25 protein-coding genes are annotated in these 25,890 nt (G+C 60.6%); 6 read left to right on the plus strand and 19 right to left on the minus strand.

Annotated elements, in window-relative coordinates; genetic code table 11:
- Positions 1-83 precede the first annotated feature (83 nt).
- From KX928_RS19385 to KX928_RS19410, 6 genes are all read right to left on the minus strand, one after another.
- Complete coding sequence (locus KX928_RS19385) at positions 84-464, minus strand: VOC family protein (RefSeq protein WP_219506032.1); 381 nt, start codon at positions 462-464, stop codon at positions 84-86.
- A gap of 180 nt (positions 465-644) precedes the next feature.
- The gene (locus KX928_RS19390; RefSeq protein ID WP_219506036.1) at positions 645-950 is read right to left on the minus strand and encodes a hypothetical protein; all 306 of its coding nucleotides are present in this window, start codon (positions 948-950) and stop codon (positions 645-647) included.
- Positions 940-1,983: a hypothetical protein gene (locus KX928_RS19395; protein ID WP_219506037.1), complete on the minus strand. Its 1,044-nt coding sequence runs from the start codon at positions 1,981-1,983 to the stop codon at positions 940-942. The genes KX928_RS19390 and KX928_RS19395 overlap by 11 nt, the downstream gene beginning before the upstream one ends.
- A complete protein-coding gene (locus KX928_RS19400; RefSeq protein ID WP_219506038.1) occupies positions 1,980-2,387 on the minus strand; it encodes a hypothetical protein in 408 nt (135 codons plus the stop codon). The genes KX928_RS19395 and KX928_RS19400 overlap by 4 nt, the downstream gene beginning before the upstream one ends.
- Positions 2,384-3,874, minus strand: coding sequence for an FAD-binding oxidoreductase (locus tag KX928_RS19405; protein WP_219506039.1), 1,491 nt, complete (start codon positions 3,872-3,874; stop codon positions 2,384-2,386). Before KX928_RS19405 ends, KX928_RS19400 begins: the two co-directional genes overlap by 4 nt.
- A gap of 24 nt (positions 3,875-3,898) precedes the next feature.
- Positions 3,899-4,882, minus strand: coding sequence for an alpha/beta fold hydrolase (locus KX928_RS19410; RefSeq protein WP_219506040.1), 984 nt, complete (start codon positions 4,880-4,882; stop codon positions 3,899-3,901).
- Between the two features lie 223 nt (positions 4,883-5,105).
- Between KX928_RS19410 and KX928_RS19415 the strand changes: the two genes are divergently transcribed.
- The gene (locus KX928_RS19415) at positions 5,106-5,255 is read left to right on the plus strand and encodes a hypothetical protein (protein ID WP_219506041.1); all 150 of its coding nucleotides are present in this window, start codon (positions 5,106-5,108) and stop codon (positions 5,253-5,255) included.
- An 11-nt stretch (positions 5,256-5,266) separates the two neighbouring features.
- On the opposite strand, the gene KX928_RS19420 is transcribed toward KX928_RS19415, so the two are convergent.
- From KX928_RS19420 to KX928_RS19450, 7 genes are all read right to left on the minus strand, one after another.
- Entirely contained in the window at positions 5,267-6,979 is a 1,713-nt protein-coding gene (locus KX928_RS19420) for an asparagine synthase-related protein (protein ID WP_219506042.1), read from the minus strand.
- Positions 6,972-7,583, minus strand: coding sequence for a lasso peptide biosynthesis B2 protein (locus KX928_RS24255; protein ID WP_219506043.1), 612 nt, complete (start codon positions 7,581-7,583; stop codon positions 6,972-6,974). The genes KX928_RS19420 and KX928_RS24255 overlap by 8 nt, the downstream gene beginning before the upstream one ends.
- Positions 7,584-7,689: 106 nt before the next feature.
- Complete coding sequence (locus tag KX928_RS19430) at positions 7,690-9,171, minus strand: aldehyde dehydrogenase (RefSeq protein ID WP_219506044.1); 1,482 nt, start codon at positions 9,169-9,171, stop codon at positions 7,690-7,692.
- 16 nt (positions 9,172-9,187) lie between these two features.
- A complete protein-coding gene (locus KX928_RS19435; RefSeq protein ID WP_219506046.1) occupies positions 9,188-10,222 on the minus strand; it encodes an LLM class flavin-dependent oxidoreductase in 1,035 nt (344 codons plus the stop codon).
- 4 nt (positions 10,223-10,226) lie between these two features.
- A complete protein-coding gene (locus KX928_RS19440; RefSeq protein ID WP_219506048.1) occupies positions 10,227-11,126 on the minus strand; it encodes a flavin reductase family protein in 900 nt (299 codons plus the stop codon).
- Positions 11,116-11,928: an alpha/beta fold hydrolase gene (locus KX928_RS19445; protein ID WP_219506050.1), complete on the minus strand. Its 813-nt coding sequence runs from the start codon at positions 11,926-11,928 to the stop codon at positions 11,116-11,118. Before KX928_RS19445 ends, KX928_RS19440 begins: the two co-directional genes overlap by 11 nt.
- Positions 11,900-12,499: an amino acid synthesis family protein gene (locus tag KX928_RS19450; protein ID WP_219506052.1), complete on the minus strand. Its 600-nt coding sequence runs from the start codon at positions 12,497-12,499 to the stop codon at positions 11,900-11,902. The genes KX928_RS19445 and KX928_RS19450 overlap by 29 nt, the downstream gene beginning before the upstream one ends.
- 105 nt (positions 12,500-12,604) lie before the next feature.
- Between KX928_RS19450 and KX928_RS19455 the strand changes: the two genes are divergently transcribed.
- Positions 12,605-13,495, plus strand: a complete 891-nt coding sequence (locus tag KX928_RS19455; RefSeq protein WP_219506054.1) for a LysR substrate-binding domain-containing protein — start codon at positions 12,605-12,607, stop codon at positions 13,493-13,495.
- On the opposite strand, the gene KX928_RS19460 is transcribed toward KX928_RS19455, so the two are convergent.
- From KX928_RS19460 to hpaR, 6 genes are all read right to left on the minus strand, one after another.
- Positions 13,483-14,730, minus strand: coding sequence for a cytochrome P450 (locus tag KX928_RS19460; protein ID WP_219506055.1), 1,248 nt, complete (start codon positions 14,728-14,730; stop codon positions 13,483-13,485). The two genes, KX928_RS19455 and KX928_RS19460, sit on opposite strands and share 13 nt — an antisense overlap.
- A 9-nt stretch (positions 14,731-14,739) precedes the next feature.
- Positions 14,740-16,545: a di-heme-cytochrome C peroxidase gene (locus KX928_RS19465; protein WP_219506057.1), complete on the minus strand. Its 1,806-nt coding sequence runs from the start codon at positions 16,543-16,545 to the stop codon at positions 14,740-14,742.
- A 46-nt stretch (positions 16,546-16,591) separates the two neighbouring features.
- Entirely contained in the window at positions 16,592-17,953 is a 1,362-nt protein-coding gene (locus KX928_RS19470) for a peptidoglycan-binding domain-containing protein (RefSeq protein ID WP_219506059.1), read from the minus strand.
- Between the two features lie 4 nt (positions 17,954-17,957).
- Positions 17,958-19,175 carry a S1 family peptidase gene (locus tag KX928_RS19475; RefSeq protein ID WP_219506061.1) on the minus strand — a complete coding sequence of 406 codons (1,218 nt, stop codon included), beginning with the start codon at positions 19,173-19,175 and terminating at the stop codon, positions 17,958-17,960.
- A gap of 1 nt (position 19,176) precedes the next feature.
- Positions 19,177-19,935 carry a M12 family metallopeptidase gene (locus tag KX928_RS19480; RefSeq protein ID WP_219506063.1) on the minus strand — a complete coding sequence of 253 codons (759 nt, stop codon included), beginning with the start codon at positions 19,933-19,935 and terminating at the stop codon, positions 19,177-19,179.
- A gap of 322 nt (positions 19,936-20,257) precedes the next feature.
- Positions 20,258-20,719 carry a homoprotocatechuate degradation operon regulator HpaR gene (gene hpaR, locus KX928_RS19485; protein ID WP_219506065.1) on the minus strand — a complete coding sequence of 154 codons (462 nt, stop codon included), beginning with the start codon at positions 20,717-20,719 and terminating at the stop codon, positions 20,258-20,260.
- A gap of 441 nt (positions 20,720-21,160) precedes the next feature.
- Here hpaR and KX928_RS19490 point away from each other — a divergent pair, with 441 nt between their 5' ends.
- From KX928_RS19490 to KX928_RS19505, 4 genes are all read left to right on the plus strand, one after another.
- Positions 21,161-22,561, plus strand: coding sequence for a pyridoxal phosphate-dependent decarboxylase family protein (locus tag KX928_RS19490; protein WP_219506068.1), 1,401 nt, complete (start codon positions 21,161-21,163; stop codon positions 22,559-22,561).
- Positions 22,562-22,813: 252 nt separating this feature from the next.
- Positions 22,814-24,175 (plus strand): homogentisate 1,2-dioxygenase, encoded by a 1,362-nt coding sequence (hmgA, locus tag KX928_RS19495; protein ID WP_257883967.1) that lies wholly within the window; start codon positions 22,814-22,816, stop codon positions 24,173-24,175.
- Positions 24,172-24,807, plus strand: a complete 636-nt coding sequence (gene maiA / locus KX928_RS19500) for a maleylacetoacetate isomerase (RefSeq protein ID WP_219506070.1) — start codon at positions 24,172-24,174, stop codon at positions 24,805-24,807. Before hmgA ends, maiA begins: the two co-directional genes overlap by 4 nt.
- Positions 24,808-24,895: 88 nt before the next feature.
- Entirely contained in the window at positions 24,896-25,846 is a 951-nt protein-coding gene (locus KX928_RS19505; protein WP_219506079.1) for an MBL fold metallo-hydrolase, read from the plus strand.
- Positions 25,847-25,890: the final 44 nt, after the last annotated feature.

Genomic DNA, 25,890 nt, shown 5'->3' on the forward strand with positions numbered 1-25,890 from the left:
GCGTCGGGCGATGTGCGATGGGTCTGACACGGTGACATCAGACGCTTACCGTTGATGCGTCGTTGCGCGACCCGGGGCAGGGTCTACTCGTCCAGCAGGAAATCAATATGCACGTGGTTTCCGTCAGGATCCCAGACATTGAATTGCACGATGTTGATCGCGGCAATTTCGTTGCGCTTGTACTGTTGGCCGTGGGATTGAAGCCGCGCTTCGAACTCTGCCGCCCCGGTTGCGGAGAAGGCAAAATGCTCCAGTTTCAGGTCGCGTTCCGCGCCGACGCGATCTTCGCTTTCGACGCTCACCAGATGGACGGCGGCAGTATCATCCGCATACATCCACGCGCCGGGAAAAGCGAAATCCGGCCGTGCACCCTGCGTAAGCCCCAGAATATCCCTGTACCATGCAATCATGGCGTCCAACTGATCCGTGCGCAGGTTGACGTGATCCAGCTTTCCGATCTTCATGGTGATACTCCCGCACCTCGCGTGTCAGATGAATGAATATAGTTTCATTCAGATGAGGAGAATTCAAGCGTCGTGGTCCACACATGCGGCGTGAGCGCTGATCAAATCAGGAAAGTAATCATAATATCAATGTGTTGCGAGTCGATCTTTGCCTAATTCAGCAAGAGCACTTGTCACACGTTACGAAGGTATGTCCGGCGCTGCGGGCAAAGGCAGGCATCCGGGCAAGCCGGCTGGCAGCACCAGCAGGGCACCGCTGTTGTACAAGGCGCGCGCAAATCCCGCCTGCTCGGACACCAGCGTTATGCTGATTATCGATCGCCCGATGATCCCGACATCGGGCGGCAGGTTTTGCAGCAGGTCATCAGTGGGGAAAACCACGACGGATGCCGGTGCCGCATCGGTAAAAAGCCCGACGACAACCAACACCGAAAGCCAGCCGGCAAAAAGCGCGGGGATGGCCATAAGCAGGCCCCTAATAGTCATGGATATGTTCCAGTTGCAGGCCCGCGCCGGGCAACGTCCGCAGGATATCAGCCAGTTCTGTCACTTTCACAAGGATGAGATGGCGATGGTCATCGTAGCCTTGCCGGGCAAAGCTGTGAATGGCGTCCGCATGGGTCGGAGTGTCACTGAGCGCGGTGAAGAGAATGTCGTCATTTCCCGCGATTTCAATAAAATCAACGCCTTCCGCGGCGAGGTTATCCAGAAGCTGCGTGAGCTTGCGGTAGCGGGGAACCTCTATTTCCACCCCGCCCGGGCGGACGGCGACGATGGTGATGTCATCTGACGTGACGGTCATCAGGTCATCAACGAGCATTCGCAAACGCAACGCATCCGCGCCTGTCGCGGCGACGGCTGCGGCGATCACCCGGGCATAAGCGGCCTTTGCACCGTATTCCAACCCCAGTGCAAAGCGTCGTTCGCGGTCTCGCAGAACGCCCGTTGCCTGATCTTGCAACGCCTGGGCATCGCGCTGAAAATCCCATTTGTACCAGGGCGTTTGCTGCAGGAAGCGCGCGTAATCAGCGGCCTGCCGGGCGGAAAGGTCATCAAGCGGCGCGCGTGGTGAGCCTCTGACCATCGCGATGACACGGCCCGCGGTCTCCTCATACGCGGCCTTCAGCAGCAGTTCCGCGGAGAAGCTCACGCCGATCACGTAGACCAGTTGCCTGGTTTCGCCATCGACCCCGCCATGTCGTGCCGACGCTTCGGTAAGCGCGCAGAGCGACTGCCAGAAACCCGCAATGCTGCGCAGGAAACCGAAATCATGCGGGTCACCGGCGCTGATGACTTTCGCATAATCATCGTAGGCATGCACGATGTGCCATTCCGGATAGGTCATGAGCGTGCGGGCCTCAGCGCGGTGCACTTCAGGCGGCAGCACAGCGGCATAAGGCTCGGACACCCCATCGCCCCGGCACGCGGTTTCGACGTAGATCACCGGCGACACCAGCAAAACGACGCATATGATCCCGGCCAGCAGCAGCCGCGTGATCCAGCGCCAAAGCCGTCTCACGTGCTGCGCTCGACCGTCAGGCCGGACCAGAGCCCAAAGCCGCCCAAAGCGAGATGGGGCAGATTGGCCAAGACCCGACCCATTGAAAAATCCATCCCCAGCGACGCATTGGTGAATATGCCAAGATCAAGAAACCCGTATCCCGTGAAGAAACCAAAGACCCCGTCGCCAAGATACGCCGCCCCGAACAGGATCAGGAAGCTGCGCGCGGCTTTCTGCGACACCAGTCCCGAGACAAGCGCCCAGAGCGCTGATGCCACGTGCAGGGCATCGTCATAAAGGTCGAGCGCGAATATGCCAAAGGCCAGACCGTTTTCATCGGTCAACCCCGGAATGTAATTGATCGACGCGGCGATCATCAGCGCCACGAAATAGCCAAGGGCAATTTTCTGTAAGAGGGTCATAGGGCGTCCAGATATGTATCCCAGAAGTTGTTCCGCAATGTCAGTTTGGGATCAAGTTCTCGTTTCATGGCGGCAAAGGCCGGGGCGTTCGGGTACGTTGCGACCAGCTGGTCGACCGTCGGGTGCGGTCGGTAGGGCAGGTAATATGCACCACCCATGCCGGTTACGCGATCTATCAGCGCCCGCGTCATGCGTTGCATGTCGGCTTCGGCCCGTGCGGTCAACTCCTGACTGAAAGACATCACGGCGGCAATGCGCGGCACAGTTGCGTATGACAGTGTGCTCTGCGCGTCCGTATTCACAAACCTCAGCGTGACATTCAGGAATTCCTGATACGATGCGGGAATGACCTCCTGACAGGCGGTCAGGAAATCGTTGAAGCGGTCGAACCCGATGAAATATTCATGGAGAATATCGGTTCTGTCGGGGTTGCGATCGTCCAGCGTGACAACCGGTTCGTTGATCAGGCTGTTGCGCGTCACAGGGCCGTCGCCGATGGCTGTGAAGGCGACGGTCTCGCTCCACCAGCGGAAAGCCTTCATCCGTTCGTTGCCCAGCTGACCACGATAGACCCGGCTGGCTAGGTGAGACATAGCACCTGATCCTGAGGCTGCGGGCAGGTCGGACTGGTCCTCTGTCTCGCGGTAGGTGATCAACAGGGCTTCCGAGAAGAAAGAGGAGCGGTCCACGTTCAGCCGCCCATAGGCCATCGTCACGGCGGGGTCGTTCACCGCCGCATCGAAACGGGCGGCAAAGGCCGTGGCGGGCATGACCTCGAAAGAGGGAACCAACCGCGAGTTGCGGGCCATTTCGACCTCCAGGTCAACGATTGCGCCGGTCAATCCGTAGCCGCCCATCGCGTGTCCGAAAAGCGCAGTGTTCTGGGTGGGGGAGCAGGTGACAAGCTCACCGGAGGGCAGGATCATCCGGCACGACCGCACCGTTGCGCCCATAGGGCCGAACGGGACCGGCCAGCCATGCGCGTTCACGCAAAAGGTCGAGGCGACACCGAAATCATTGTTGGATTGCATCACCTTTGGCGAAAACCCCAGAGGGTCCAGCGCTGCGATGACCTGTGACCAGCGCGCGCCGGCGTGCACCTTGTAGATGCCGCTGGCGCTGTCCGGCTCGATGCTGCCGTTGTCGAAGGTGATCGCGTGCCCGTCCCGCGGGATCGCATGCCCGCCCATGGAATGGCGCGCCGCACCGATGTTGAAGGGCCGGCCATCGGCCTCTGCGGCTTTCATCTCGGCCCGCACCGCGTCGACCAGCGCCGCGCCGGGGTCTTCCTTGATGATGATGTGCTTGTGGATCGGGGTTGCGGATAATTCGCTTGCATCGTTCAGCACGATTTCTGCTGTACTCTCCGGCGCAATCGATCTTGTGCCGTCATAGACAGGCAGATGCGACCGGAAGGCAGCGGTTGCCGACCACCCCGCAAGGCCACCTGCGCCGATCAACAGGGTTCTTCGTGTCAGGTTGTTCATGCGAACCCTCTCAGCCCGTTCTCACTATCTTCTAACATGCTCAAGCGCGACCAAAAGAGCGTTCTGGAACTCCGGCTGCGCTTCTAGTTGTGGAATGTGGCCTACGCCTGGCAGCATCAGCAACTGAGATCCAGTGACCAGCGCATGAAGGGTTTCCGCCTGCGCAGGAGGTGTCACGGTATCCCTGTCACCCCAGATGAATGCCGTTGGCACGGTGAGGGCTCGCCAGTTGTCCGGGCGGGTGCTGGCCGCATCGCGCGGCGGCACGAGAAGTTCGGGCACCCATGCGGCCACGGCGTCAGTATACCCGCGCCGTGTCATCGGGCGTTGCAGCACGTCCACGATGTCAGGCGTTGCCGCGCCCTTTACATGCATGAAGTCCTGCAAAAACCGTTTCGTCAGCAGAGGGTTGGCCGCAGTTGCCGCGACAAGGGCGGCGCGCAGCCCCCGGTTGCGCAGCACAAACGGCAGGCTCTTCGGGGTCTCATGCGCATTCAACCCTATGGCGCCGTCAACGACGATAAACCCGGAGACAAGGTCCGGTCGCATCATGATCGCTTCGGCCGCGGGGCCGGCCCCGACGGAATGGGCAACAAAGATCGGTTTTGTGCCCAGGGTCTCCAGCAATGCGATCAGGCGCAGGGCCTGGCGCTGTCTGGCATAGTTCGTATCACCTGCATGTTCGGAATATCCGAAGGGCGGCATGTCGAAGGCGACGGCGTGGTATCCTGCGGCGGCCACGGCCTCCAGTGTCGGCTCCCACAACCCCGACCAGGCGGCGGTTCCATGGGCAAAAAGCACCTGTGGCCGGGCCGATTGTCCTTTGGCCCGGGTAAAGAAAACACCATCGCCGGTCGTCACCATCTGTCCGGAAGGCGGCAAATCCTCGCCAAGCCCGGCCGTTTCACGCAGGGCTGCGGCCAGATGGAAAATTGCCAGGGCGGTAACCGCCAAAAGCGCGGCGAAGAAAACGATGCGGAGTGCAAGACTGGCGATACGGCTACCCATGGTTTTGGTTTATCGCCCCGCGCACCGTTTTGAAATGAGCGATCTTCACCCGCGGCGCATTTGGTGTGGCGGGCAAGTGCCGCTCAGACCGTGCGAGGCACCCTGCCGCGCGAAGATAGACGCACGTCGCCGCAAGACGTACGAAAGTTGACAGAATTCGCCTAATTCCCGTAGCCTGAAGCCGTGTCACCGGCACATTTATCAAATTATTGGGAAGTGGGATATGACATTGAAGAATTCCAAGGTGGAAACTGAAGCGCAGGCAACACCGGCCAAGAAGGCGGTCTTGACGCATCTGGGCAGCGCCAGTGAATTGACACGTGGCGGGTTTTATCACGACGAAGATAACGACGGCGTGCGCAAAACCAAGTAACCGGCCCGTCCTCAGCCTGCGCGCCATTGGCGCAGCCAGATTTCATAGCATACCGCCGCGGCGAACTGGCTGAAATTGTCAGCACGTCCTGCGGCGGCGGCATGCAGTTCTGCCGTCCAAGCCTGTTGGTCGACACATCCTTCGGCGACCAGCAAGCTGTCTTGTGCCAGTGACGTCACCACATCCGGGTTGGCCGCCAGCGCCTTGAGATATCGCCCCCCGCCACCACCTTTGCCCCGCCTGTCCATGATACCGGCGGGCGCCGTGCGGTGCATGGCGGCCCTGTGCAGATGCCTGTCGGGCCAGGCGCCCGTGACCACATCAGCCGGAGTGCTGAGCATAAAGCGCACGAGGGGCAGGTGCAGCAGCGGGTGCCGCACCGAAACGCCGTAATGCGGATAAAATGAATGCCGTGTCACGGCGGAGACAACGGCCTGTATACGCTCTGACATCGCGGTTTGGGCAATGCCCGGCAACCTGGCGACCGGGCTCCGAAGCCGCGCGGATGCGACATCCGTTTCCGCAATCAGATCAGCGGTTATCCAGGCGGGCAGGGGCGCGTCGTGCAAGTACCCTTCAACCCGCTGCCCCCGGCGATGCCAGCGGATCGGGCGGATCGCGTAATGGGTCAGCCAGTGGCGTGCGGGCCGCTGATGCGCGGGCGTGGATTGCAACTGCCTGATCCCGCGGATGAGTTTGGCAAAACGCAATCCCGTCAGATCATCCGCCAGATAATGCGGGCCGGGGGTATCCCCCCAAAACACCGCGTCGCCGCCTTGCCCGGTCAGCAGCACATCGGTGCCGAACCGGGTGATCCTGTCGCGATACGCCATGCTCATCGCGGCATTCATGGCCCAGTCTCCGGGTTCCGCCAGCCTTACGTCCAATCGGGTTGAAAAGGGCGGATGAAGATCGCCATCGACCACTGCATAATCAAGGCCCAGGCCACCAACGATTTTCTTTGCCCAGGCAATATCAGGGTTGTTCCGGGCGGTCAGAATACGGGTGAAGGCCCGGGGTCGCGCGCCAGAGGCCGACAGGCTGGCGACGGATGCGGAATCGAGGCCACCGGACACTTCGCACCCAAGACACTTGGCGCCTCGTGCATAGGCCTGAACCGATGCCTGCATCAACGCGTGCAGGTGTGCCGCCTGGTCGCGCGGGTCTGCACGGGCAGGTCCGGCGACGGCCAGGGGCCGCAACTCGTGATACCGCAGGCGCTCAGGACCTGGCCCGAGGGTCGCCGCGTGCCCGGCCTGCAGACGCACAATGCCTTTGAAGGGGGTGCGCGGCCCGTCAACAATCCCGTTCGCGAGGTAAAGCGCGGTATAGCCATGGTCCAGATCAGCGTCCGCCGTGGCGATCTCGGCAAGATCGGTGCTGATATCGCACCTGTCGTCTTCCAGCCGGATGTTGAGCGGGTGCAGCCCCAGGTAGTCCTGAAAACATGTGATGGTGCCGGTCTTGCGCTCCATGATCGCGCCGGCAAATTGCCCCTCGACATGTTCCGCAAGCGCCGGACCCCAGCGCGTCCACGCCGTGGCCAGCAGCCCTGACCGACTTACCGAAGCGGAAAGACCCAACCGAGTACACAGTTCGGACGCATTGACGATGAACCCCGCCCAAGCCACGTCCAGCGGGCCAACCGTCTCCGATGTCCCGCGCAAGACTTCCCACGACGCCCAACCCGCCTGCATGCCTATGGTGACGTGCCGCTCAGCCAACGAGAATGCGGGTGTAGGGGGCGATGTCTTCGGCATCATTGAGCAACGGTTGGTCCGCGTATTCGACCCAGGCATGCGCGTTGAAGGGATAGATTTTGACACCGATCACGTGCCGGCTGTCATATCCTGCCTGCCGTAGGTAGCGTTGCAGCGAGAGTGACCGCAGAAGGCAATCGTCCGTACTTCTGCCAAAATCGAAAAGGTTTTCGGCACGCAGGAAGGCATTGACCGCATGGTCGATTCCACCGGTGGCCCGCAATTTTGTCGCGGGTGCGCGGTTACTTTGTGCCCAGCAGGCCAGGATGCCGTCTTTTCGATGGCAGCGGGTTGTCTGCCGCATTGTGGTCAGGGCGGAAAACACGCTGGCGCGCCGTGCGGGCGCGGGGTGCGATTGGGGCTGCGGCTGCGGGCGTGTCCTCGACAGCAGGCGTTGTGCCAGACAGGCCGCGGATACGTCGTTTTCCGTGGCTTCCGCGCGGAGCGCCTGCACAAAGGCCGCGCAATTGCGCGGGTCCAGGAAGTGATAGGCATCCTGCCGCATGTCGAGCAGGACACCGCAGTCTTCCACTTCGGCAAAATGGACGTTCTCAGCAAGATAAAGCACGAATGAATTGAACGTTTGAAATCAGCTGCGGACAAGGTAGCCCGCGTCCCGTTTCATGGCCAGCACTTCCTGACGGCAAGGTCGACGCCGATCAAGGGGGGAAACCCTATCGCATTACGAAGGGGTTCGTCATCGGCGCGTCGGAGGTGTTGATCCATGTTGTCTTCACCCGGGTGTAGTCCAGAATGGCCTCCTGTCCGGCCTCGCGGCCATAGCCGGACTGGTTGAACCCCCCGAAAGGCGCGATCGGTGAAATGGCCCGGTAGGTGTTGACCCAGGTGATGCCCGACCGGATACGGTTCGAGACCCGATGCGCCCGCGCAAGGCTTTGGGTGAAAATGCCGGACCCCAGGCCAAAATCGCTGGCATTGGCCAGGGCGATCGCTTGTTCCTCGGTGTCGAACGGCAGCAGCGACATGACGGGGCCGAACATCTCGATCTTGAGCGTCTCGATATCCGGCGTCTCGCAAAGCACAAGCGTCGGGTCGAAGTAATGCGGGCTGGCATGCTCACCCCTGCTGCCACCGAAGGCGATTTTTGCCCCCTGCGCGACCGCTTTGCCCAACGTCTCTTCGATGCACGAGACCTGCGCCGTGGTGCAGAGCGGCCCAAGATGCGTTGCCGGGTCATGCGGGTCGCCGACAATCAGGCTGCGGGATTTCTCGGTGATCAAGCGGACCAGCGCCTCGAAGACGGGCCGGTGCACCAGCCCGCGTGTTCCGGCGACGCAGGACTGACCGGACGCACCGAAGTTACCGGCGATCAACCCGTTTGCCGCGGAATCGAGGTCAGCATCCTCAAACACGAGGATCGGAGACTTCCCGCCCAGTTCCAGCGTGGTCATGGCAAAGTTTTCTGCCGAGTTGCGCACCACGTGCCGGGCTGTTTCCGGCCCTCCGGTAAACGCAATCCTGTCAACGTCCTTGTGTCGCGTCAGCGGGATGGCACAATTCCCGGCATCGCCGGTGATGACGGAGACAACCCCGGGCGGAAAGCCTGCCTGATCAATCAGTTTCGCAAATTCGATCATTGGTGCCGGCGCGATTTCGGAGGCCTTGAGAACCACGGTGCAGCCCGCCGCCAGCGCGGGTGCAAGCTTGGTTGCCGCCAGAAACATCTGCGCGTTCCAGGGCACGATCCCGGCCACAACGCCAATGGGCATGCGCTGGGTGTAGACATGCATGCCGGGCTTGTCGATTGGCAGAACTGCGCCTTCGATCTTGTCGGCTAACCCCGCGTAGTAGCGGTAGTAGTCGGCAACATACCCCGTCTGCGCCATCGTCTCCGCCGCAAGTTTGCCGCTGTCTGTTGTCTCGATCCGGCCCAGATGCTCTGCGTGCTCGGCGACAAGATCGGCGAGCCGATACAGCAGTTTGCCACGCGCGGTTTGCGTCATGTCGCGCCAGGCGGGTGCATCAAGTGCCCGTTTTGCCGCCGTAACGGCCTTGTCCACGTCATCTGCGGACGCGCAGTCAAACGTCGCCCAGGCATTGCCATCCGCCGGATTGACGGATTGCATCACCTGCCCACCGGACCCGGATTGCCAGTCACCAGCGATGTAGAGTTGATAATGGGGTTTGGTATTCATGATGGTGATCCAGTTCTCAGGCAAAGGCAGGCATGACGTCATCGATGAAACGGGCAAGCGACGCGCGTTTGCGCTCAGAGGTCATCCCGCTGTCGATCCAGAACGAGAATTCATCGTACCCCATATCTTCGTATCTTTTGATCCGGTCAATGACCTGTTGCGCCGTCCCGATGGTCAGATCGCGTTGCATGTTCTCGGGTGCCATCATGGCGTTGGCTGCGATTTCCGCATCCGAGAGCGCTTCGATCAGCCCTTGCCGGACCGGGCGTTTGTTCTGAAACCACGCGCCGAAGTAATTGTAGAACCGGCTCAGTTCTCGTGCGGCGCGCTGCGTGTCATCGGCATCAGACGCGACATAGGTGTGATGCAGCAGCATGATCTTCGGGCGGGCGCCTTCATATGAGGCACAGGCGTCGTTGAAGCGGCCCATCAGCGAGGCGATTTCGGCGTCTCCCTGCCAGAGCGGTGTGACCTGCACGTTGAACCCGTTGTGGACCGCGAAGGCATGGCTGTTGGGGTCACGGGCGGCCACCCAGATGGGCGGGCCGTTCTTCTGCACCGGTTTGGGGGCCGCCGTGGTTGCGGGGAAACTGTAGAACGCGCCATCATGCGCGCAGTCTCCGGACCACAATTGCGGCAGCAGGGGCAGGGTTTCGCGCATCCTTTGACCGGCGTCCCATGCGTCAAGGCCCGGCATCAGGCGCTCGTATTCGTAAGAATACGCCCCGCGCGCCGCGCCGATTTCCAACCGCCCCCCGGTGATCAGATCCGTCATGGCAGCTTCGCCCGCCAGTTTAATCGGATGCCAGAACGGTACCACCACGGTGCCGGTGCCAAGGCGCACGTTCGTGGTATGGTGCGACAGGTCGACGATGGTGGTAAACGGATTGGGCGCAATGGTGAATTCCATGCCATGATGTTCGCCGGTCCAGATCGCGCGCATCCCGCCGGTATCGGCCATTTTGCACAGCTCGATGAACTCTTCATACAGCTTATCGTGTGGCTGCTCGGCATTCAGCCGCTCCATATGGGCAAAAAGGGAGAACTCCATACGATTACCTCTCTGTGACGGGGAAAACATCGCCCGAGTGTTCGTTGCCGATGTAAAAGCCGAAGCTCTGGCGCCTGTGTTCGTTCTCAAAGCGGCGCAACAAGGATTTCAACGCCTGATCGGGGATCGTCGCCTGTGCGATGCCGTCAATGGGCGTGGCGTGAAGCGCCGGGTGACCGTTCCGGCTATGCCCCCGGAAGACGATGCGCCGGCCATTGGCTCCTTCGTCATAGGCGGCGTAGACAACGCTCAGCTCCGCCGCGATGCCGGCCGCTTTCAGCCCGTTGGTCAACGCCTGCAAGGGGCTTTCATCCGTCGGCACACAGATGGTGAAAAGATCTGCGTCTTCTGTCAGGTACAGGTGGTCGCCATCCTCCAGCAACACGCTGGCGCGGGTGTGAGGCACAGGCAGCGCTTCCGCCTTGCGCTCGTTTTCCAACGTGAAATATCCGTCAGGCCCATAGCCAAGACCGGCATGATCGGAACTGTCGAAATAGATCACGCGCCCGATCAGCACAAGGTGGTCGCCAGCGGGAATAACCTGAAACCGCTCGCAAACGAAACCGGCCGCGCGTCCCGTGATCAGCGGGATACCCTGTGCCGGGGCCTCCCAGTCGCAAAGACCGAAGCGGTCCGCCTTGCCGGAGGCGAATGTATTGGAAATATCTTCCTGACCTTCCGACAGGATGCTGACACCAAACCGCCGCGCATCCGAGAAAGCGGCGAAACTGGACAGATGGTTGCCCGGACACACCAGCAACAGCGGCGGGTTCAGGGAGACGGAGGTAAAGGAATTCGCGGTGAAACCGACAAGATTTCCTTCATCGGTGCGTGTGGTTACGACCGCGACACCGGTCATGAAGCGCCCGAAGGCGTGGCGCAGGGCGTTGGGATCAGCCGGCACGCGAGACCTCCTTGCCGGAAAACTGACCAATCAGGGCCGCGTTGACGTCACCGGGGTGCGTCATCGGCATCATATGGGCGGCGCGGTCATGGATAATCGCCACTCCCTGCGGCGACCGGGCCGCCATGTTGTGGGACATCGCAGGCGTGGAGTTGGGGTCCTGCGCACCGGTCATGAACAGAGCCGGCATCTTCAGGGCTGCCAGCGTCCGGTCGTCAGGGCCGTCAGTCGTGGCGAAGACCTGGTAAGCACGGGCGTACCCCTGCCGGTCGGCGGTCTTGAGCCACGCCGCGCAGGCTTCGGCGGCATCGTGCAAGGCACCTTCCGGCGTGTCGCCGAACCAACGTTGCAAGGTTGGCGTCGGGTCCGCAGGCCCCGCATGGCTCAGGGCATCGGCGCGGGCCCGCACCGCGCGCGTCGCCGCGTCGCTGCGGTTGAAAACGCCGTTCAGCGCCGCGACCCCCTTGATGCGATCGCCCCTTGCCGCCGCGACGTCCAGGGCGATCATCGCCCCCATCGAGTGCCCTGCGATATAGCAGGGCGTATCCAGATCATCTACAAAGGCCGTCACGCGGGACACATAGTCGTGCAGTTGGCTTGCCTTGCTGAGCGGCGAGCTGCCATGCCCGGGCATATCGACTGCGCAGACTTTGAAATGCTCTGACAGCATCGGCATCATGCCTGCCCAGGCTTCGGCGCGCAGGCCGACGCCGTGCACCAAGACCAAAGGCGTGCCGACGCCTGAGCAGATGTAGCTCAGATCGCCTGCGCCGTCAGATCGCGGCCGGGTTGTCCATGTCATGGCCAAGGTCCTTCAGGTCCTGATAGCGGTCGCCGATGCGGTGATGTGGTCTGCCACCTGTCGCGGCCCCAAGCGCAATGACGACCTCGTCAGCGCGCGGCGCATCCACAATGGAGAACTGGATGGTCAGGTAGTGTGACCGGCGACCAGCATCGTTCTTGTCCATCAAGGGGATTTGAATGGCGGTATTTGCGGCACCGCGAATATTGGTGAAGGCCAGATACGACGTGGCACCGACCGCCTGCCGGAAATGATTGCCGAAACGCAGCGTGTGGATCAGGCCCGAGGCGTGCTCGATCTCCCCGTCCAGACCGACTATCCCGGCCTTGCCGAAGGCTTCGATTTTGTCACCGCCACCGGACATGTCGGTGATCTTACCGGTGAGCAATGCGCCGAGTTCCGGACCGAACGCGTGGATGACGGGCTTGAGGTCCTCCACGTATTTGCCTGCCCATGGGTTCGTGATCACGGCGGCAACTGCATAAAGCGTCCATGGTGTGGCGGCAGCCTTGAAGCCTTCGATCAAGACCTCCTCGCGGTAACTCACGATCTTGCGGATTTCTGGTGTCATCGTTCACTCCGGTTTTCTGGACAATATCCAGCCCGTTTTCGCGTGACAAATGATAGAAAAAGATATGAATTCATTAGAAACTCTAATGTGAAGGATATGCTTGTCATGTCATTGCCTCCGCTTACCTGGTTCCGGGCCTTTGACGCCGCTGCGCGTCATCTCAGTTTTACGCTGGCGGCGGAGGAACTTGGCTTTACCCAATCCGCGATCAGCCAGCATGTGCGGTCCTTGGAGGATCGTCTGGGCACCCAGCTGTTTGTGCGGCGTCACCGCGCGTTGATGCTCACGGATGCAGGCAGGCTTCTGGTGCCCGACGTGGCGGCGGCCATGGGCAGGCTGACCCAGGCAACAGAGCGTTTCCAGCCCACCTTGACGAAACCGAAGCTCACGATTGCCACCAGCGCCAGCGTCGCGCAGTGGATCATCGCCCCGAGACTGGCGAGCTTCCACAAGCGGTATCCGGATAGTGCCCTGCAGATCGTGACAACGGTCTGGCCGGACGATTTTTCTGCCACGAATGCGGATATCGAAATCCGGTTCGGGTCAAAGGATGTGGTGGGGCAGGGGGCGGAACTGCTGACGCCTTCCCGGCTGCACGTGGTGGCGTCACCGTCCCTTGCGGAACGCCTTGGTGATCCGGTGGACTGGTCCGCCCTGCAGAGTATGCCGCTCATCCAGCCGATCGGCCTCTCGACCGGTTGGGCGGATGTTGCACGGCGGGCACCCGGCGGACAGCCGCCCTTGGAGGCATCGATCCTTGTCGACACGCATGGGCTTGCCGTTGATCTTGCCGTTTCAGGCGCGGGAGTTGCGCTGACCCACACCCTGATCAGCCAGACGGCCCTGTGCGAGAACCGGCTGCACTGCGTGCCCCTTGACCCCTGCACCGCTGAAGAAGGCTACTACCTTGCGCGCAAGGCCACATCTTTCCCGCGTGAACAGGATGCCTTTGTCGCATGGTTCCACGATAGTCTTGCCTTGCTTCAGGCGGCGTAGGTCAGATGCCATTCCTGCGGGACGGCGCTGCCCTTGAAGTCGGGGCCGCTGCCGAAATCAAGATCACTGCGCCGCAGGATCTGCCTTACGATCTCTGGCAGCATGACACCTGCTATATGCCGCCCGAGGCAGGTATGCATCCCATGGCCGAACGTGTAGGTGTCACTGAAATCGCGCGCCGGGTCAAACTTCTCCGGGTCCGGGAACGCCGTGGGATCAAACATGGCGCTGTGGGTCACGGCGAGCACGGTTGTGCCTTTCCGAACGGTTTCAGCTTGCGGTGTGCCGCCTGACAGTTCGGTGTCGCGATGACAGACCCGAAAGAAATAGGGGAATGCCGGGTTAAAGCGCAGCGCCTCGAACACGTAACCGTCAAAATCCTCTGGCCGACCGCCCAAGGCAACGTCGCGCGCTTCTTTGAGCAGCGCGGGATCGGAAGTCAGATGGCTGAGCGCGTTGCAGACACCGTGCGAGGTCGTCTCGACCGCACCTATCAGCAGCCCTCCGACGTTGAAAACCACGTCGCGCAGGTTGAAATCCACGCCATCACTGAACGACAGCCGCAGCAACCGGGATACCGGGTCATCCCGACGGCTGCCCAGCTTGACAGCAGCACTGCGTCGCAACACAAGCCGTCCGATATAGATGGCCATCATGACCCCGGCGCGTTCGCGGTTCTTAATGATGCCTTCCTGATCCAGCCCGTCGACCACGCTGTCGAATGGCTGGTTCCAGAACGCGTCCTGCTGGTTCCAATACGACCAGTCGATCAGTTTTTCCGGGTTGGACCGGGTAAAGCCGAACCAGTCCTGCACGAGTTTGACCGGCACCCCCCGGGTCACATGCCGCACAAGGTCCACCGAACCCCGCGCGCTGTCGAGCGCCTGATCGGTCGTGTTCCGCACAAAATCACGGATTTTCGGCAGATCCTCCACATCCAGAATGGATTTCATGATCGATTTTTCGCGCCAGTGCTGGGCGGTGTCATCCTGGGCCATGAAATAGCTGCCCTGCTTGGGCTTGTAGAGGTCAACACCAAAGGTCAGCGGGCGCCGCAGGATCAGGTTGCAATCCGCAAATCGCGTGGCCAGTGTGACCTCCTCCATGGCATAGATCGGGCGTTTGTCGCGCAGTTCCGCATGGAACGGCAAGGGCTCATCAAAGAGGAATCCGCGCGCGATTTTCCAGCGATCAGCCGGGGCCGCGGCATCGAGTTGTTGCAGGTAGGTGGTCATTCCGGCCCCTCACAATGTCTTCATGAATTCGACCAGCGCGCGGCGATCTTCTTCTGAGAAGTCGGCCGCACCGTAATCGTGGCCGGCGTTTGAATCGGCCTCGACCACGCGGTTGCCCTGCCGTGTCACAAGTTCGAAGTCGCCGCCGGTGGTCACATACCCAACATTCACCGGGTCATATTCGTGATTGCCGACGGTGAAGCTGGTGGATCTCTGTTCCGCGGGCAAAAGCAGTTCATAAAGGTTCGGAACCGACCCGTTGTGCAAATATGGCGCGGTGGCCCAGATGCCGTCCAGCGGGCGCGCCTTGTAGCCCAGAACCAGCACGTCCTTCTCTGTCAGACAGGTCGTGCGCTCACCGGCGCGCGGATCGAAGGGGCCGGGCGCCAGATCGACATCCGGGCGCAGCCGAATGCCGAAGAAGGTTGGTATCGCTTCCTTGACAAGATCCCCCTTGGACCCCAGCAACGCCCCTTTGACCGTGGCCCCCAGCATGTTTGCGACCGGGGCCGTTTCGCCCATCACGTTGCCATTGTTGTCCTTGGTGCCGTTCAGCGGACCCGTCGGTCCCTTGTAGACGAACGCATTGCAGGCCATCCAGATATCTGTGAGGTTTTTCCTCGAAGTCTTCTCGAAGGGGATCATCCGCTCGGTTGGCTTGCCTTCCTCCTGCATGTCGGGCAGCAGGTGACAACTGGCGCATTTCTCGCGGTAGAGTGTTTCGCCTTTCGCGGCGAGTTCGGTATCGATCGCCGGGAAAACCTCCGGCCACTTGGGTGCCTCAAGCACTTGCAGGATCTGCTCCAGCCGCATCAGGTTGTTGACTTTGACCGAGGAGGTGTATCCCTTGATGGTGTCGACCGCCCCCTGGTTGGGCGTGATCAGCACTTCGCCGAACACCCCCATCACCTCGCCGGTGTTGCGCCCCAGCGCGCCGTATTCCAGCGTGTCGCCGGGCAGGTTCAGGCGGCTGTTGGCAGCCACACCGTTCCATTGCACCCGCTCCTGCCGCCAGATGTCCCAGACAAACGGATAGCTGACCGGCGCATTGGCCGGATTGCCGTCACGTGCTTCTGCGCCGGTGAACATCAGGATCTTGTTCAGGATGTGGCCCACGGCATCCAGCCGCCCGTAGCCATAGCGCACGGGGGTCTCGTTCATCTTGTCGGTCAGCCGCTGCCACGCCAGGAACTGGTCGAAGGCCTGCTCCAGCATCGCGCGGTTGGCGGGGGTGTCCTTGCCCTCCAGAACGGCGGCGTTGAAGCGCGCCCACTTGTCGGCATCGCTGCGGGTTTCTTCCAGCGCCGCATCAAGCCCTTCGATGAACGACTGGAAATCCAGCAGGCTCGGCCCCCCGTCGACAATCATCTCGGTGCCCTGGTAACTGATCTTGGCAGTGTGGCAGGCCGAGCAGTTCAGGCCAATCCATGTCTCTGCAGTTTTGTCGCCGCCCTTCTGGCCTTCGTACCAGCGCAAGCCGGAATTCTTGAATTCCGTATCTGCCTGCGTGTCCTTGGCAAATCCGATGGGACGGGTCACGCCGGTGCTTTGTGGCGGTGCGATGAACCCGTATGACGTCAGGTGATCCATGTCGCTGAACGGCGCCGTGCCGCCTGCCTGTTCAAGGGCTGCAAACCACGTCTCGGGGATCAGGCGCGAGCCCTGCGTCGCCCAGTACCAGTCGGACCGGTTTTCCTTGGTCCATCCTTGCGAGACATTGGCGCTGCCCGGATCGTCGTGTCTGCAGCCGGAAGCGATCAGCGGAACCGAGAGGGCAATTGCCATGAGGGCGGGGCGGCTAAAGGGAGTTTTCATGAGCTGTCCTGATAATGAGTGCTTTGGTTAATCTGTTTCTGCTCGGCTATCGCAGTGCCTTTTTCAGGGTTTCCACGGTCTGTTTGATGTCGCGCTCGGCGTCCAGCTGGACACCGAATTTGCGCTCCGCAAGATCCACCGCGCGCAAGGTGTTCGCGCCGATGATTCCGTCAATCGACCCCACGGGCAGCCCGGCTTCCGTCAGGATGCGCTGCAACTGGCGCACGTCCGCATCGCCGATGATCCGCGTGGCGCCGCCGCCGTTCGATTGTGTCCCAAAACGCATGATGGCGCGGTTTTCAGCAGAGACCGCGAGGGCAAAGTCACCCGCATCGGAGACATCAATGTCGACAGGGCGACCGGGCAGCCTGATCGTGCCGACGCGTTCCAGCGAGGACAGGAACTTGTTGCGGGCGAACTGGGCGACCTCGTAACTCGTCCTGCTGCCCAGAAAAATCACCGCCTGATCGCAGGACGCTGAAATCACGCCTGCCTGTTGACGGGTGTTCGTGCCTGGCAATGTCTCTGTTCTGGCGCGGGTCGGCGCGAGGTTGAATTCGACAAAAGACTGGGTGTCCAGGCTCTGGAATGGCGCGTTGTAGTCGACCAGTGCCAGCACTTCCCGGCTCATGTCAGCGATCAGGAAGCTGGTGGCGCCACCCGCACGGCAGTCCTCGGTGCTCATGCGGGCCGTGACCGCATAGGGGTCACTCAGCTCTCCGCTGGCGGTCTGCACGCCGAACTCGCTCATCACGTAGGATTTGCCCGTTGCGATGGCAAAGAGCCGGGCGTCCCAGGCGGCGTTCATAAACAGGGCACCTGCATCGGCATCGAACCACCCGCCGGACGCCCCGCGGCGTGCTTCACCGGAGTAAATGTCGCGCCGGGTCTGAGGTTCGGCGGGATTACGCACATCCACCGCACCGACAAACCCGTCCGAGAAATCCGTGCGGATGCCGGATATGATCAGCAGGCCTTCGGACGTGGCCGAGAGGGTCGGATACCCCAATCGGGACTTGATCGACAGACCGGCCATGCGGTTGAGTTTCGGGTCCAGCACCTTCAGTTGAGTTGATGACCCATCGTTGCCCAGCACGTAGAGCGCCTTGCCACGCGTATCAACGAGAATGTCGTCAACCTGAATGTCCATCGGGGCGCTGGTGATTGCCTCCAGCGTTTCCGCATCACGCAATTCTATGACATCGACGCCTGCGGAATTTGTGCCCAGCACATAAGCAAGACGCCCGTGCAGCGCGATTTTTTCCGGAACAATTGACAGTGCTGCACGGTCTTGCTGAACAAAGGTCTGAACCGGTGAAAAATCATCAGCCGCCGAAAGGGGAACAGGGGCCAGCAGGATCAGTGCAAGGGCCGCGGCGACCAGATTATCTCGTGTCCCAAAGGTCATTTTCTCACTTCCATTCAAAGGTTGGAACGACAGTCAGCTTCTTGGTGTCGAGCGTTTTCTCACCGACGGTCGGAATGATCGTCACTTCGAGGTCCCGGTAGGGTTCATCCTGCGAGACATTGCCCAGAACATCCTTCAGGGTGACCAGCTTCGTCTCCACGTTCGGGATCAGAAACTCTCCGACGCGTTCTTCTTCATCGAGCTCCTTGCGGTCGAAAAAACCACTGCCGTTTTCGGTCAGCTTGAGGGGTTTGATCGGTTGCGTGGATGTCCCGCCGTTGTCTTCCAGAAAGCGCATGTACGGTCGCACGTTGATGCGGATCCCGTCGACCTGCGCGCCTCCACCGATCAGCTTTTCATAGCGGATCCGAAGCGTGCCGTCGGGTGCGGTAAAGGCCGACCACGTAAAGCGGTTGCTCAATTCGGTCAGATTATCCTCGATCCCCTTGAGCCTCAGATGCAGGGGCGGATCGTCCCGCGTCAACTCCCCGATCACGTCCATCAGCAGTTCCACACGTTCGTTGAGCCGGTCAATCTCGAGGTGACCGATCAACGGCATCGCGTAGTCGATGGGGATCATCAGCGTCAGCTCGTCATCTTCGCTGGCGGTGGCTTTGACAATGCCCAGAACGCTGCCATCGGCGTCATAGACGGGGCTGCCGCTTTGACCGCTGTTTGTCTTGACGTTCACCGTCCAAGCATAGGGAAAATCAGCACTTTCGGAGGCGTTGAATTCCACCTCCTTGCGGCGGTAGGTTTCGCCATGAAACCCGGACGTAAAGAGCGCGGTCGGACTGGCGCGGTTGTATTTGCTCGTTCGTCCTATCCGCAAAGGGTTCGGAGGCGGCTTGTCGAATGGCATATTGGCTTTCAGCAGCAGCAGGTCCACGCGATCCAGTTCCGAGGCGATCTGAACCGGGATATCATCAGAACTGGCACCCCCGATGGAGGCGGTGATGGAGACCTGGCGCGCCTCGGCTTTTTCCAGCGGGTCCAGAAAGTGCCTGGTTGTCAGGATGAACCCATCTTTGCCGACGAAAAAGCCGGTTCCCTGGCTGATCACACCGCCCTTCACGCCGCGCTTGGGATGACCTTCCTTGCCCGCCGTACCGGAGGCTTGCAGGTAAATCAGGCCGGTTTTCACAATATCATGCGGTGTCTCCTGCGCCATGAGCGGTGCAGCCAACAAACCCCAGAAGATCACGAAAAAAACTCTGATCACGTTATCCCTTTCCGTAAATATACTGAACGGCGGCGACGTCGAGCGCGCTCAACACACCGTCGTTTCCGTAAATCGCGTTGCAGTAGTTCATCACCGAATGGGGATCCCATGTCGTGATGCTGGTATTGTCGCCGACCGTGCCCTGGGCCTTGTCGCATTCCTCCGGCGTATCGGGGCGGTTCTGTTCATGGGCAAATCCGATGGCATGGCCAAATTCGTGCACGGCAATGATGTGGTTGCAATAATCCTGCATTGCCTGGCAGCCGGGGCTCCAGAAGTCATAGATGAAGTTCAGCACCATGCCTTCGTCCATGCCATCGACGAACTGGCCCAGTTGCTTCACGTGCGGTGCCGTATCGCGCACGGCGATGTGAATGCCACCGGCACCGTCCACGCATTGGTCCCATCCGAAAAACTCCAGGCCCGAGGCTGCCTGCCAGGTATCCGTCACCGCTTTTTGAACCAATGAGCGTTGCGCTTCGAACGCGGGATCGAGGTCTTCCCAGCATACGAATATCTCGCTGAACTCCCAGATCGCGGCTTCCAGCGGGAAGGCCCGATCGGTGATGTTCTTTTCCTGCTCGGCCGTCAGGCGGTCAATGAACGAGCCGTCGTCAACCTGCGGTCTTTCTGCCGCCGGCGTCGATGTGCCTTCGGGTTTGCGTATTTCAATGAAACTGCCGACGCTGGACACGTCTTCTGTCGTGTCATCCTCATCAACAACTGTGTCTTGTGCCCATGCCCCGCAGGCTAGGGTCAAGGTAACGACAGAAATGATTGCCACAGAACGCGTAAAAAGTTGCACCATCACACCCCGCAGAGGCAGGCAAAACGCCTCAGGTCTTTGGTAAAAAAAATAAATCTATGAAAAAGTGATATCACCATCACCTTCAACCACAAAGAGAATTTTTCTCCAGGTGGGCGGGAAGTTGGGCGTTCAAATCAAAAATACATTGAAATTGCAAAGAGATGCCCAAGACCCTTGCCTGCAAGTGATGGCCGGAACATCGGCATATTTCTGCCCGACAATCGGGCGGTTCAGCGCTGGTGGCAACCCGCCGCATTCCGTCGATTTTCGCGAGTCAAAGGCGGATCTTTTGCAGCTTTTCGAGCAGGTCGAGAAGCTGATTCATGTCCTCCCGGCCAAACTTGCGTTCCAGTTCAGCGAAAAGATCATTGCTTTTCGCGATGTGTCTTTGAATGAGCATGCGCCCCTTGTCTGAAATGCTGACAAAGGATTTGCGCCGGTCTTCGGTGCCGGTTTGCCGAAGCAGCAGACCGTCCGTTTCCATTGCGCGCAGGATTCGGGTCAGGCTGGGGAGCAGCAGGCATGCGCGTTCGGCGATCATCGTTTGCTCGATCGGGCCATCCTCTTCGACCACGCGCAGGACCCGCCACTTCTGTTCGCTGATCTGACTGTCTGACAGCATCTCGCGCAGCGGTTCCATGAGCGTTTCGCGCGCGCGCAGCAGGGCAATCGGCAGGGACCTGTGCGTGCTGCGCAGGGTGCCGCCCGGACGTTCCTGATGCTGTTTCCCGGTCATCATGTTCCTGCTGTTCGAGAGAGGAATTTAACAAGCGGCAAGGTGCTTGACAAGTTAACTATAGTGATTAACAAGGCAATCAAATGCAGGGGCGGGACGTTCATGCCGTACCATCGGATCGACTGCTCGTGAGGGTTGGAAATCGGGCGCCATGGGCTGAAATCATATTTTGCTGCGAGATGCGGCCCGGCCTGCGGTGGTTTGTCCAGTCGCCCGATCGGGGCGTGCGGCTACCGCTTCACGGCCTGCATCCGCGGCGCAACAATTCGTGCAGATACATATGAACATGGGATTTCACGTGAGAGAGCATAGAGCGAACCGAAATTCGGCAGGCAAAACCGGCGCATGCAAGTATCGCCGGGACAGCTTCCACCCCGTTGCATTCAATGAGACTGTGGCGGTGCAGCAAGGTCGCTTTGCCGCAAATGCCACAGGTGCGTCATGAACTGGGACGATTTTGCGCAGTGGGGTGCCCGGATCAGCGATTGGGCGGCGGAGTACCATAAGACCATCCGGGACCGTCCGGTGCGCGCGCAAACCCAACCCGGCGACATCGCGTCGCTTTTACCGGATATGCCGCCAGAAAGCGCCGAGGAGATGGAGGCCATCATGGCCGACTTCGAACGCGTCGTGATGCCGGGGATCACCCATTGGCAACATCCCCGGTTCTTTGCCTACTTCCCGGCAAACGCAGCCCCCCCGTCGATGCTGGCCGAGATGCTGGTCAATGCCATCGCAGCGCAATGCATGCTGTGGCAGACATCGCCCGCCGCAACGGAGATGGAAACCGTGATGCTGGACTGGCTGCGTCAGGCAATTGGCCTGCCAGCAGGGTTTACCGGCGTGATACAGGACAGCGCGTCATCAGCGACCCTTGCCGCGGTGCTGACCATGCGGGAAAGGGCCCTCGGCTGGCAGGGCAATCAAAAAGGTCTGTCCGGTCAGCCACGGCTGCGGGTCTATTGTTCAGCCGAAGTGCACACCTCCATCGACCGGGCGATCTGGGTTGCCGGGATCGGCGAGGAAAATCTGGTGCGCGTGCCGACCCAGGGGCCTTTGCGCAGCATGGACCCGGAGGCTCTGAAATCTGCGATCGGGCAGGATATCGACAGCGGCTACCGGCCTGCGGGTGTGATCGTCTGCACAGGTGGGACCAGCACGGGGGCCTGCGACGACATTGCGGCTGCGCTGGAGGTCGCCCGGGCGTTTGATCTTTATACCCATGTGGACGCGGCCTGGGCCGGCGCGGCAATGATCTGCCCGGAGTTCCGCCACCTGTGGCGCGGGGTGGAACAGGCGGATTCCATTGTTTTCAATCCGCACAAGTGGCTTGGCGCGCAGTTTGACTGCTCCGCGCATTTTCTGAAAGACCCGGCCACCCTTGTGCAGACGCTGGCAATCCAGCCCGAGTTCCTGAAAACGCGCGGGCATGACGGCCTCGTGAACTACTCGGAATGGTCCGTGCCGCTGGGGCGGCGTTTCCGGGCGCTGAAGCTGTGGTTCCTGATACGGTCTTACGGGCTGGAGGGCCTGCGCACCCGCATTCGCAACCATGTCGCCTGGTCCGAAAGCCTGTGTGCGGACCTGCGGGGCCATCCGCGGTTTGACATCGTCACCGACCCGGTGCTGTCGCTCTTCACCTTCCGACTGGCGGGCGAGGATAACGAGGCCCAGATCGATTATGTGAACCGTCTTAACGACGATGGCCGCATTTACGTGACACAAACCAACATCGGGGGCGATATCGCCGTGCGCTTCCAGGTGGGGCAATTCGATGCCACGCAGGAAGATGTGGATGTGGCGCGGCAGGTTTTGATAGAACTGGCAAACGATCCGGCCTGATATTTTCGTACCCGGCGCGGTCGTTGTAAGCAATGCTGTCAGCAATTGTTTAACCGCGCGATGTCGACCTCTGGAAAGCTCACCTGAGACCGGCGCGGAATGGGGCCGATGGCCGCAGGCCGACACGCAGGTGTTCGCACCTGTATTACGCAGCATATCCGTGGTCTACTATGTGCGCCGTGCCAATAAATGCCTTGTTAGTTACAAAAGCAACCAATACATCAGCATCATCACCGTTTAGGGGAGGCCATTATGAACGATCAGACGCAATCGCAGGGCATGATACAGGCCCCGTCGCTGCCCGGACCCCATGAAGGATATATGCCCGGTTTCGGGAATGACTTTGAAACCGAAGCCCTGCCCGGGGCCTTGCCGCAAGGCATGAACAGCCCGCAAAAAGTGAACTACGGCCTTTATGGCGAGCAACTGTCGGGCACCGCGTTTACGGCCCCCAGCCACCAGAACGAACGCACCTGGTGCTACCGCATCCGGCCGTCCGTGAAACACTCGCACCGCTATGAGAAAGTCGATCTGCCTTATTGGAAATCCGCGCCGCATGTTGATCCCGACGTGATCAGTCTCGGTCAGTACCGCTGGGATCCGGTACCCCATGACAAACAGTCGCTGACCTGGCTGACTGGTATGCGCACCATGACCACGGCAGGGGATGTGAACACCCAGGTCGGCATGGCCAGCCACATCTACCTCGTGACCCGGTCCATGCAGGATGCCTATTTCTATTCTGCCGACAGCGAGCTGCTGGTGGTCCCCCAGGAGGGGCGTCTGAGGTTCTGTACTGAGCTTGGGATCATTGATCTGGAGCCAAAGGAGATTGCCATCCTGCCGCGCGGGTTGCTTTACCGGGTGGAGGTTCTGGAAGGCCCCGCACGAGGATTTGTCTGCGAAAACTACGGGCAGAAGTTTGACCTTCCGGGCCGTGGCCCGATTGGCGCGAACTGCATGGCCAACCGCCGTGATTTCAAAACGCCCGTGGCGGCTTATGAAGACCGCGACGCACCTTCGACCGTGACCATAAAATGGGCAGGCCAGTTCCACGAGACGAAAATCGGGCATTCACCGCTGGACGTGGTAGCCTGGCATGGGAACTACGCGCCGGTGAAATACGACATGCGGACCTATTGCCCGGTGGGCGCGATCCTCTTCGACCATCCCGACCCGTCGATTTTCACGGTTTTGACAGCGCCAAGCGGCGTCGAAGGCACCGCGAACATCGACTTCGTGCTCTTCCGCGAGCGCTGGATGGTGGCCGAGGATACGTTCCGCCCACCCTGGTACCACAAGAACATCATGTCCGAGCTGATGGGAAATATCTACGGCCAGTACGACGCCAAACCGCAAGGCTTCGTGCCCGGCGGGATGAGCCTGCACAACATGATGCTGCCGCATGGGCCGGACAAAAATGCCTTTGAAGGGGCCAGCAATGCGGATTTGCAGGCGGAAAAACTCGACAACACGATGTCCTTCATGTTCGAGACCCGCTTTCCCCAGCACCTCACGCGTTTTGCCGCCGAGGAAGCGCCGTTGCAGGATGACTACATCGATTGCTGGGAAAGCCTGGAGAAGAAATTCGACGGCACGCCGGGCAAGAAATGAAGCTATACTCTTACTGGCGATCCACCACGTCCTACCGCGTCCGGGCAGCGCTGAACCTCAAGGAGATCCCTTTCGAGACGGTGCCCGTCAACCTTGTCGAAGGCGAGCAGAACGCACCCGGTTACAAGGCGATCAACCCGGCCCAGGGTGTGCCGACGCTGATCCTCGATGACGGCACTGTGCTGACGCAGTCCATGGCGATCCTGGAGTATCTGGAAGCGGTATATCCGGACCCGCCACTTCTTCCGGCGGATCCGGTTCAGGCGGCAAGGGTGCGCGCTGCAGCGATGGGGATCGCCTGCGATGTCCATCCGGTCAACAATCTCAAGGTCGGCCAGCGCCTGAAATCCATGGGCCACAGCCAGCAAGAGGTGGTCGCGTGGATGAAGGACTGGATGGCCCGGGGCTTCGCGGCATTTGAACAGCAGTTGGACGGCGCCGGACCTTTTGCATTTGGTGATCAGCCGGGTCTGGCGGACCTCTGCCTGATCCCGCAACTCTACAACGCCCATCGCTGGGGGCTGGACGTGACAGCCTATCCCGGGCTCGCCCGTATCGAGACCAACGCGCTGAAGGTGCCGGCGATAGCGGCGGCACACCCGGACCGTCAGCCTGACGCGCAGCCGGCATGACAGAAAGAAACCCCGTGGCGGCTGCACCTGCGCATCCGCACCGAACGCATCCCCGGCAAGACAAGGCCGGACCAAGGGAGAACGATTGATGAGCAAGGCATTCGCATCGGCAGGCGATCTGGCGGAAAAAACCATTTCCTTCACGGAAGTGGGCGAAGGGTTATGGGCGTTTACCGCCGAAGGTGACCCCAACTCGGGCGTGATCATCGGTGACGACAGCGTGATGATCGTCGAGGCGCAGGCCACGCCGCGGCTTGCGGGCAAAGTGATCGAAAAACTGCGGGAAGTGACGGACAAACCGATCAGCCATGTGGTTCTGACGCATTATCACGCGGTGCGCGTGCTGGGGGCTTCCGCTTACGGGGCGGATCAGATCATAATGTCGGACATGGCCCGGGCGATGGTGGTGGAACGCGGGCAGGAGGACTGGGACAGTGAGTTCCAGCGGTTTCCGCGGCTCTTTGAAGGTCATGAAAGCATCCCCGGCCTGACTTATCCGACCACGACATTTTCGGACAGCATGACCGTCTATCTTGGCAAGCGACGGGTGGATATCAGACATCTGGGGCGGGCGCATACGGCGGGCGACGCGGTCATTCACGTGCCCGACCAGAACGTGATGTTTACCGGCGACATCGTGGAGTATCACTCGGCCTGTTACTGCGGTGACGGGCATTTCGCGGACTGGGGCAGCACGCTTGATGCCATCAGGGCCTACGACGTGGATGCGATCGCGCCCGGTCGCGGCGATGCGCTTGTCGGCAAGGAACTGGTCAATGCCGCCATTGAGAACACCCGGGATTTCGTCGACAGCACGTACCGCCCGGCGGCCCGTGTCGCGGCCTCGGGCGGGTCCCTGAAAGAGGCGTGGGACGCGGTGCGCGCCGCCTGTGACCCGAAGTTTCAGGATTATGCGATCTACGAGCATTGCCTGCCGTTCAACGTGGCCCGCGCCTATGACGAGGCCCGAGGCATCGACACACCACGCATCTGGACGGACAAGCGTGATCTGGAGATGTGGGCGGAGCTTCAGGGTTAAAGGTGCCACGCCGACGTCGCGTCGGCGCGATTGCCGGAGGAGTG

Source organism: Roseobacter insulae (genome assembly GCF_019375555.1).
Lineage (GTDB): Bacteria > Pseudomonadota > Alphaproteobacteria > Rhodobacterales > Rhodobacteraceae > Roseobacter > Roseobacter insulae.

Bases quoted from the DNA above. Each gene is read 5' to 3' on its own strand.
- KX928_RS19385 (WP_219506032.1), bottom strand. From the start codon at position 464: ATGAAGATCGGAAAGCTGGATCACGTCAACCTGCGCACGGATCAGTTG.
- KX928_RS19390 (WP_219506036.1), bottom strand. From the start codon at position 950: ATGACTATTAGGGGCCTGCTTATGGCCATCCCCGCGCTTTTTGCCGGC.
- KX928_RS19400 (WP_219506038.1), bottom strand. From the start codon at position 2,387: ATGACCCTCTTACAGAAAATTGCCCTTGGCTATTTCGTGGCGCTGATG.
- KX928_RS19405 (WP_219506039.1), bottom strand. From the start codon at position 3,874: ATGAACAACCTGACACGAAGAACCCTGTTGATCGGCGCAGGTGGCCTT.
- KX928_RS19410 (WP_219506040.1), bottom strand. From the start codon at position 4,882: ATGGGTAGCCGTATCGCCAGTCTTGCACTCCGCATCGTTTTCTTCGCC.
- KX928_RS19415 (WP_219506041.1), top strand. From the start codon at position 5,106: ATGACATTGAAGAATTCCAAGGTGGAAACTGAAGCGCAGGCAACACCG.
- KX928_RS19430 (WP_219506044.1), bottom strand. From the start codon at position 9,171: ATGAATACCAAACCCCATTATCAACTCTACATCGCTGGTGACTGGCAA.
- KX928_RS19435 (WP_219506046.1), bottom strand. From the start codon at position 10,222: ATGGAGTTCTCCCTTTTTGCCCATATGGAGCGGCTGAATGCCGAGCAG.
- KX928_RS19445 (WP_219506050.1), bottom strand. From the start codon at position 11,928: ATGACATGGACAACCCGGCCGCGATCTGACGGCGCAGGCGATCTGAGC.
- KX928_RS19450 (WP_219506052.1), bottom strand. From the start codon at position 12,499: ATGACACCAGAAATCCGCAAGATCGTGAGTTACCGCGAGGAGGTCTTG.
- KX928_RS19455 (WP_219506054.1), top strand. From the start codon at position 12,605: ATGTCATTGCCTCCGCTTACCTGGTTCCGGGCCTTTGACGCCGCTGCG.
- KX928_RS19460 (WP_219506055.1), bottom strand. From the start codon at position 14,730: ATGACCACCTACCTGCAACAACTCGATGCCGCGGCCCCGGCTGATCGC.
- KX928_RS19465 (WP_219506057.1), bottom strand. From the start codon at position 16,545: ATGAAAACTCCCTTTAGCCGCCCCGCCCTCATGGCAATTGCCCTCTCG.
- KX928_RS19470 (WP_219506059.1), bottom strand. From the start codon at position 17,953: ATGACCTTTGGGACACGAGATAATCTGGTCGCCGCGGCCCTTGCACTG.
- hpaR (WP_219506065.1), bottom strand. From the start codon at position 20,719: ATGACCGGGAAACAGCATCAGGAACGTCCGGGCGGCACCCTGCGCAGC.
- KX928_RS19490 (WP_219506068.1), top strand. From the start codon at position 21,161: ATGAACTGGGACGATTTTGCGCAGTGGGGTGCCCGGATCAGCGATTGG.
- hmgA (WP_257883967.1), top strand. From the start codon at position 22,814: ATGAACGATCAGACGCAATCGCAGGGCATGATACAGGCCCCGTCGCTG.
- maiA (WP_219506070.1), top strand. From the start codon at position 24,172: ATGAAGCTATACTCTTACTGGCGATCCACCACGTCCTACCGCGTCCGG.
- KX928_RS19505 (WP_219506079.1), top strand. From the start codon at position 24,896: ATGAGCAAGGCATTCGCATCGGCAGGCGATCTGGCGGAAAAAACCATT.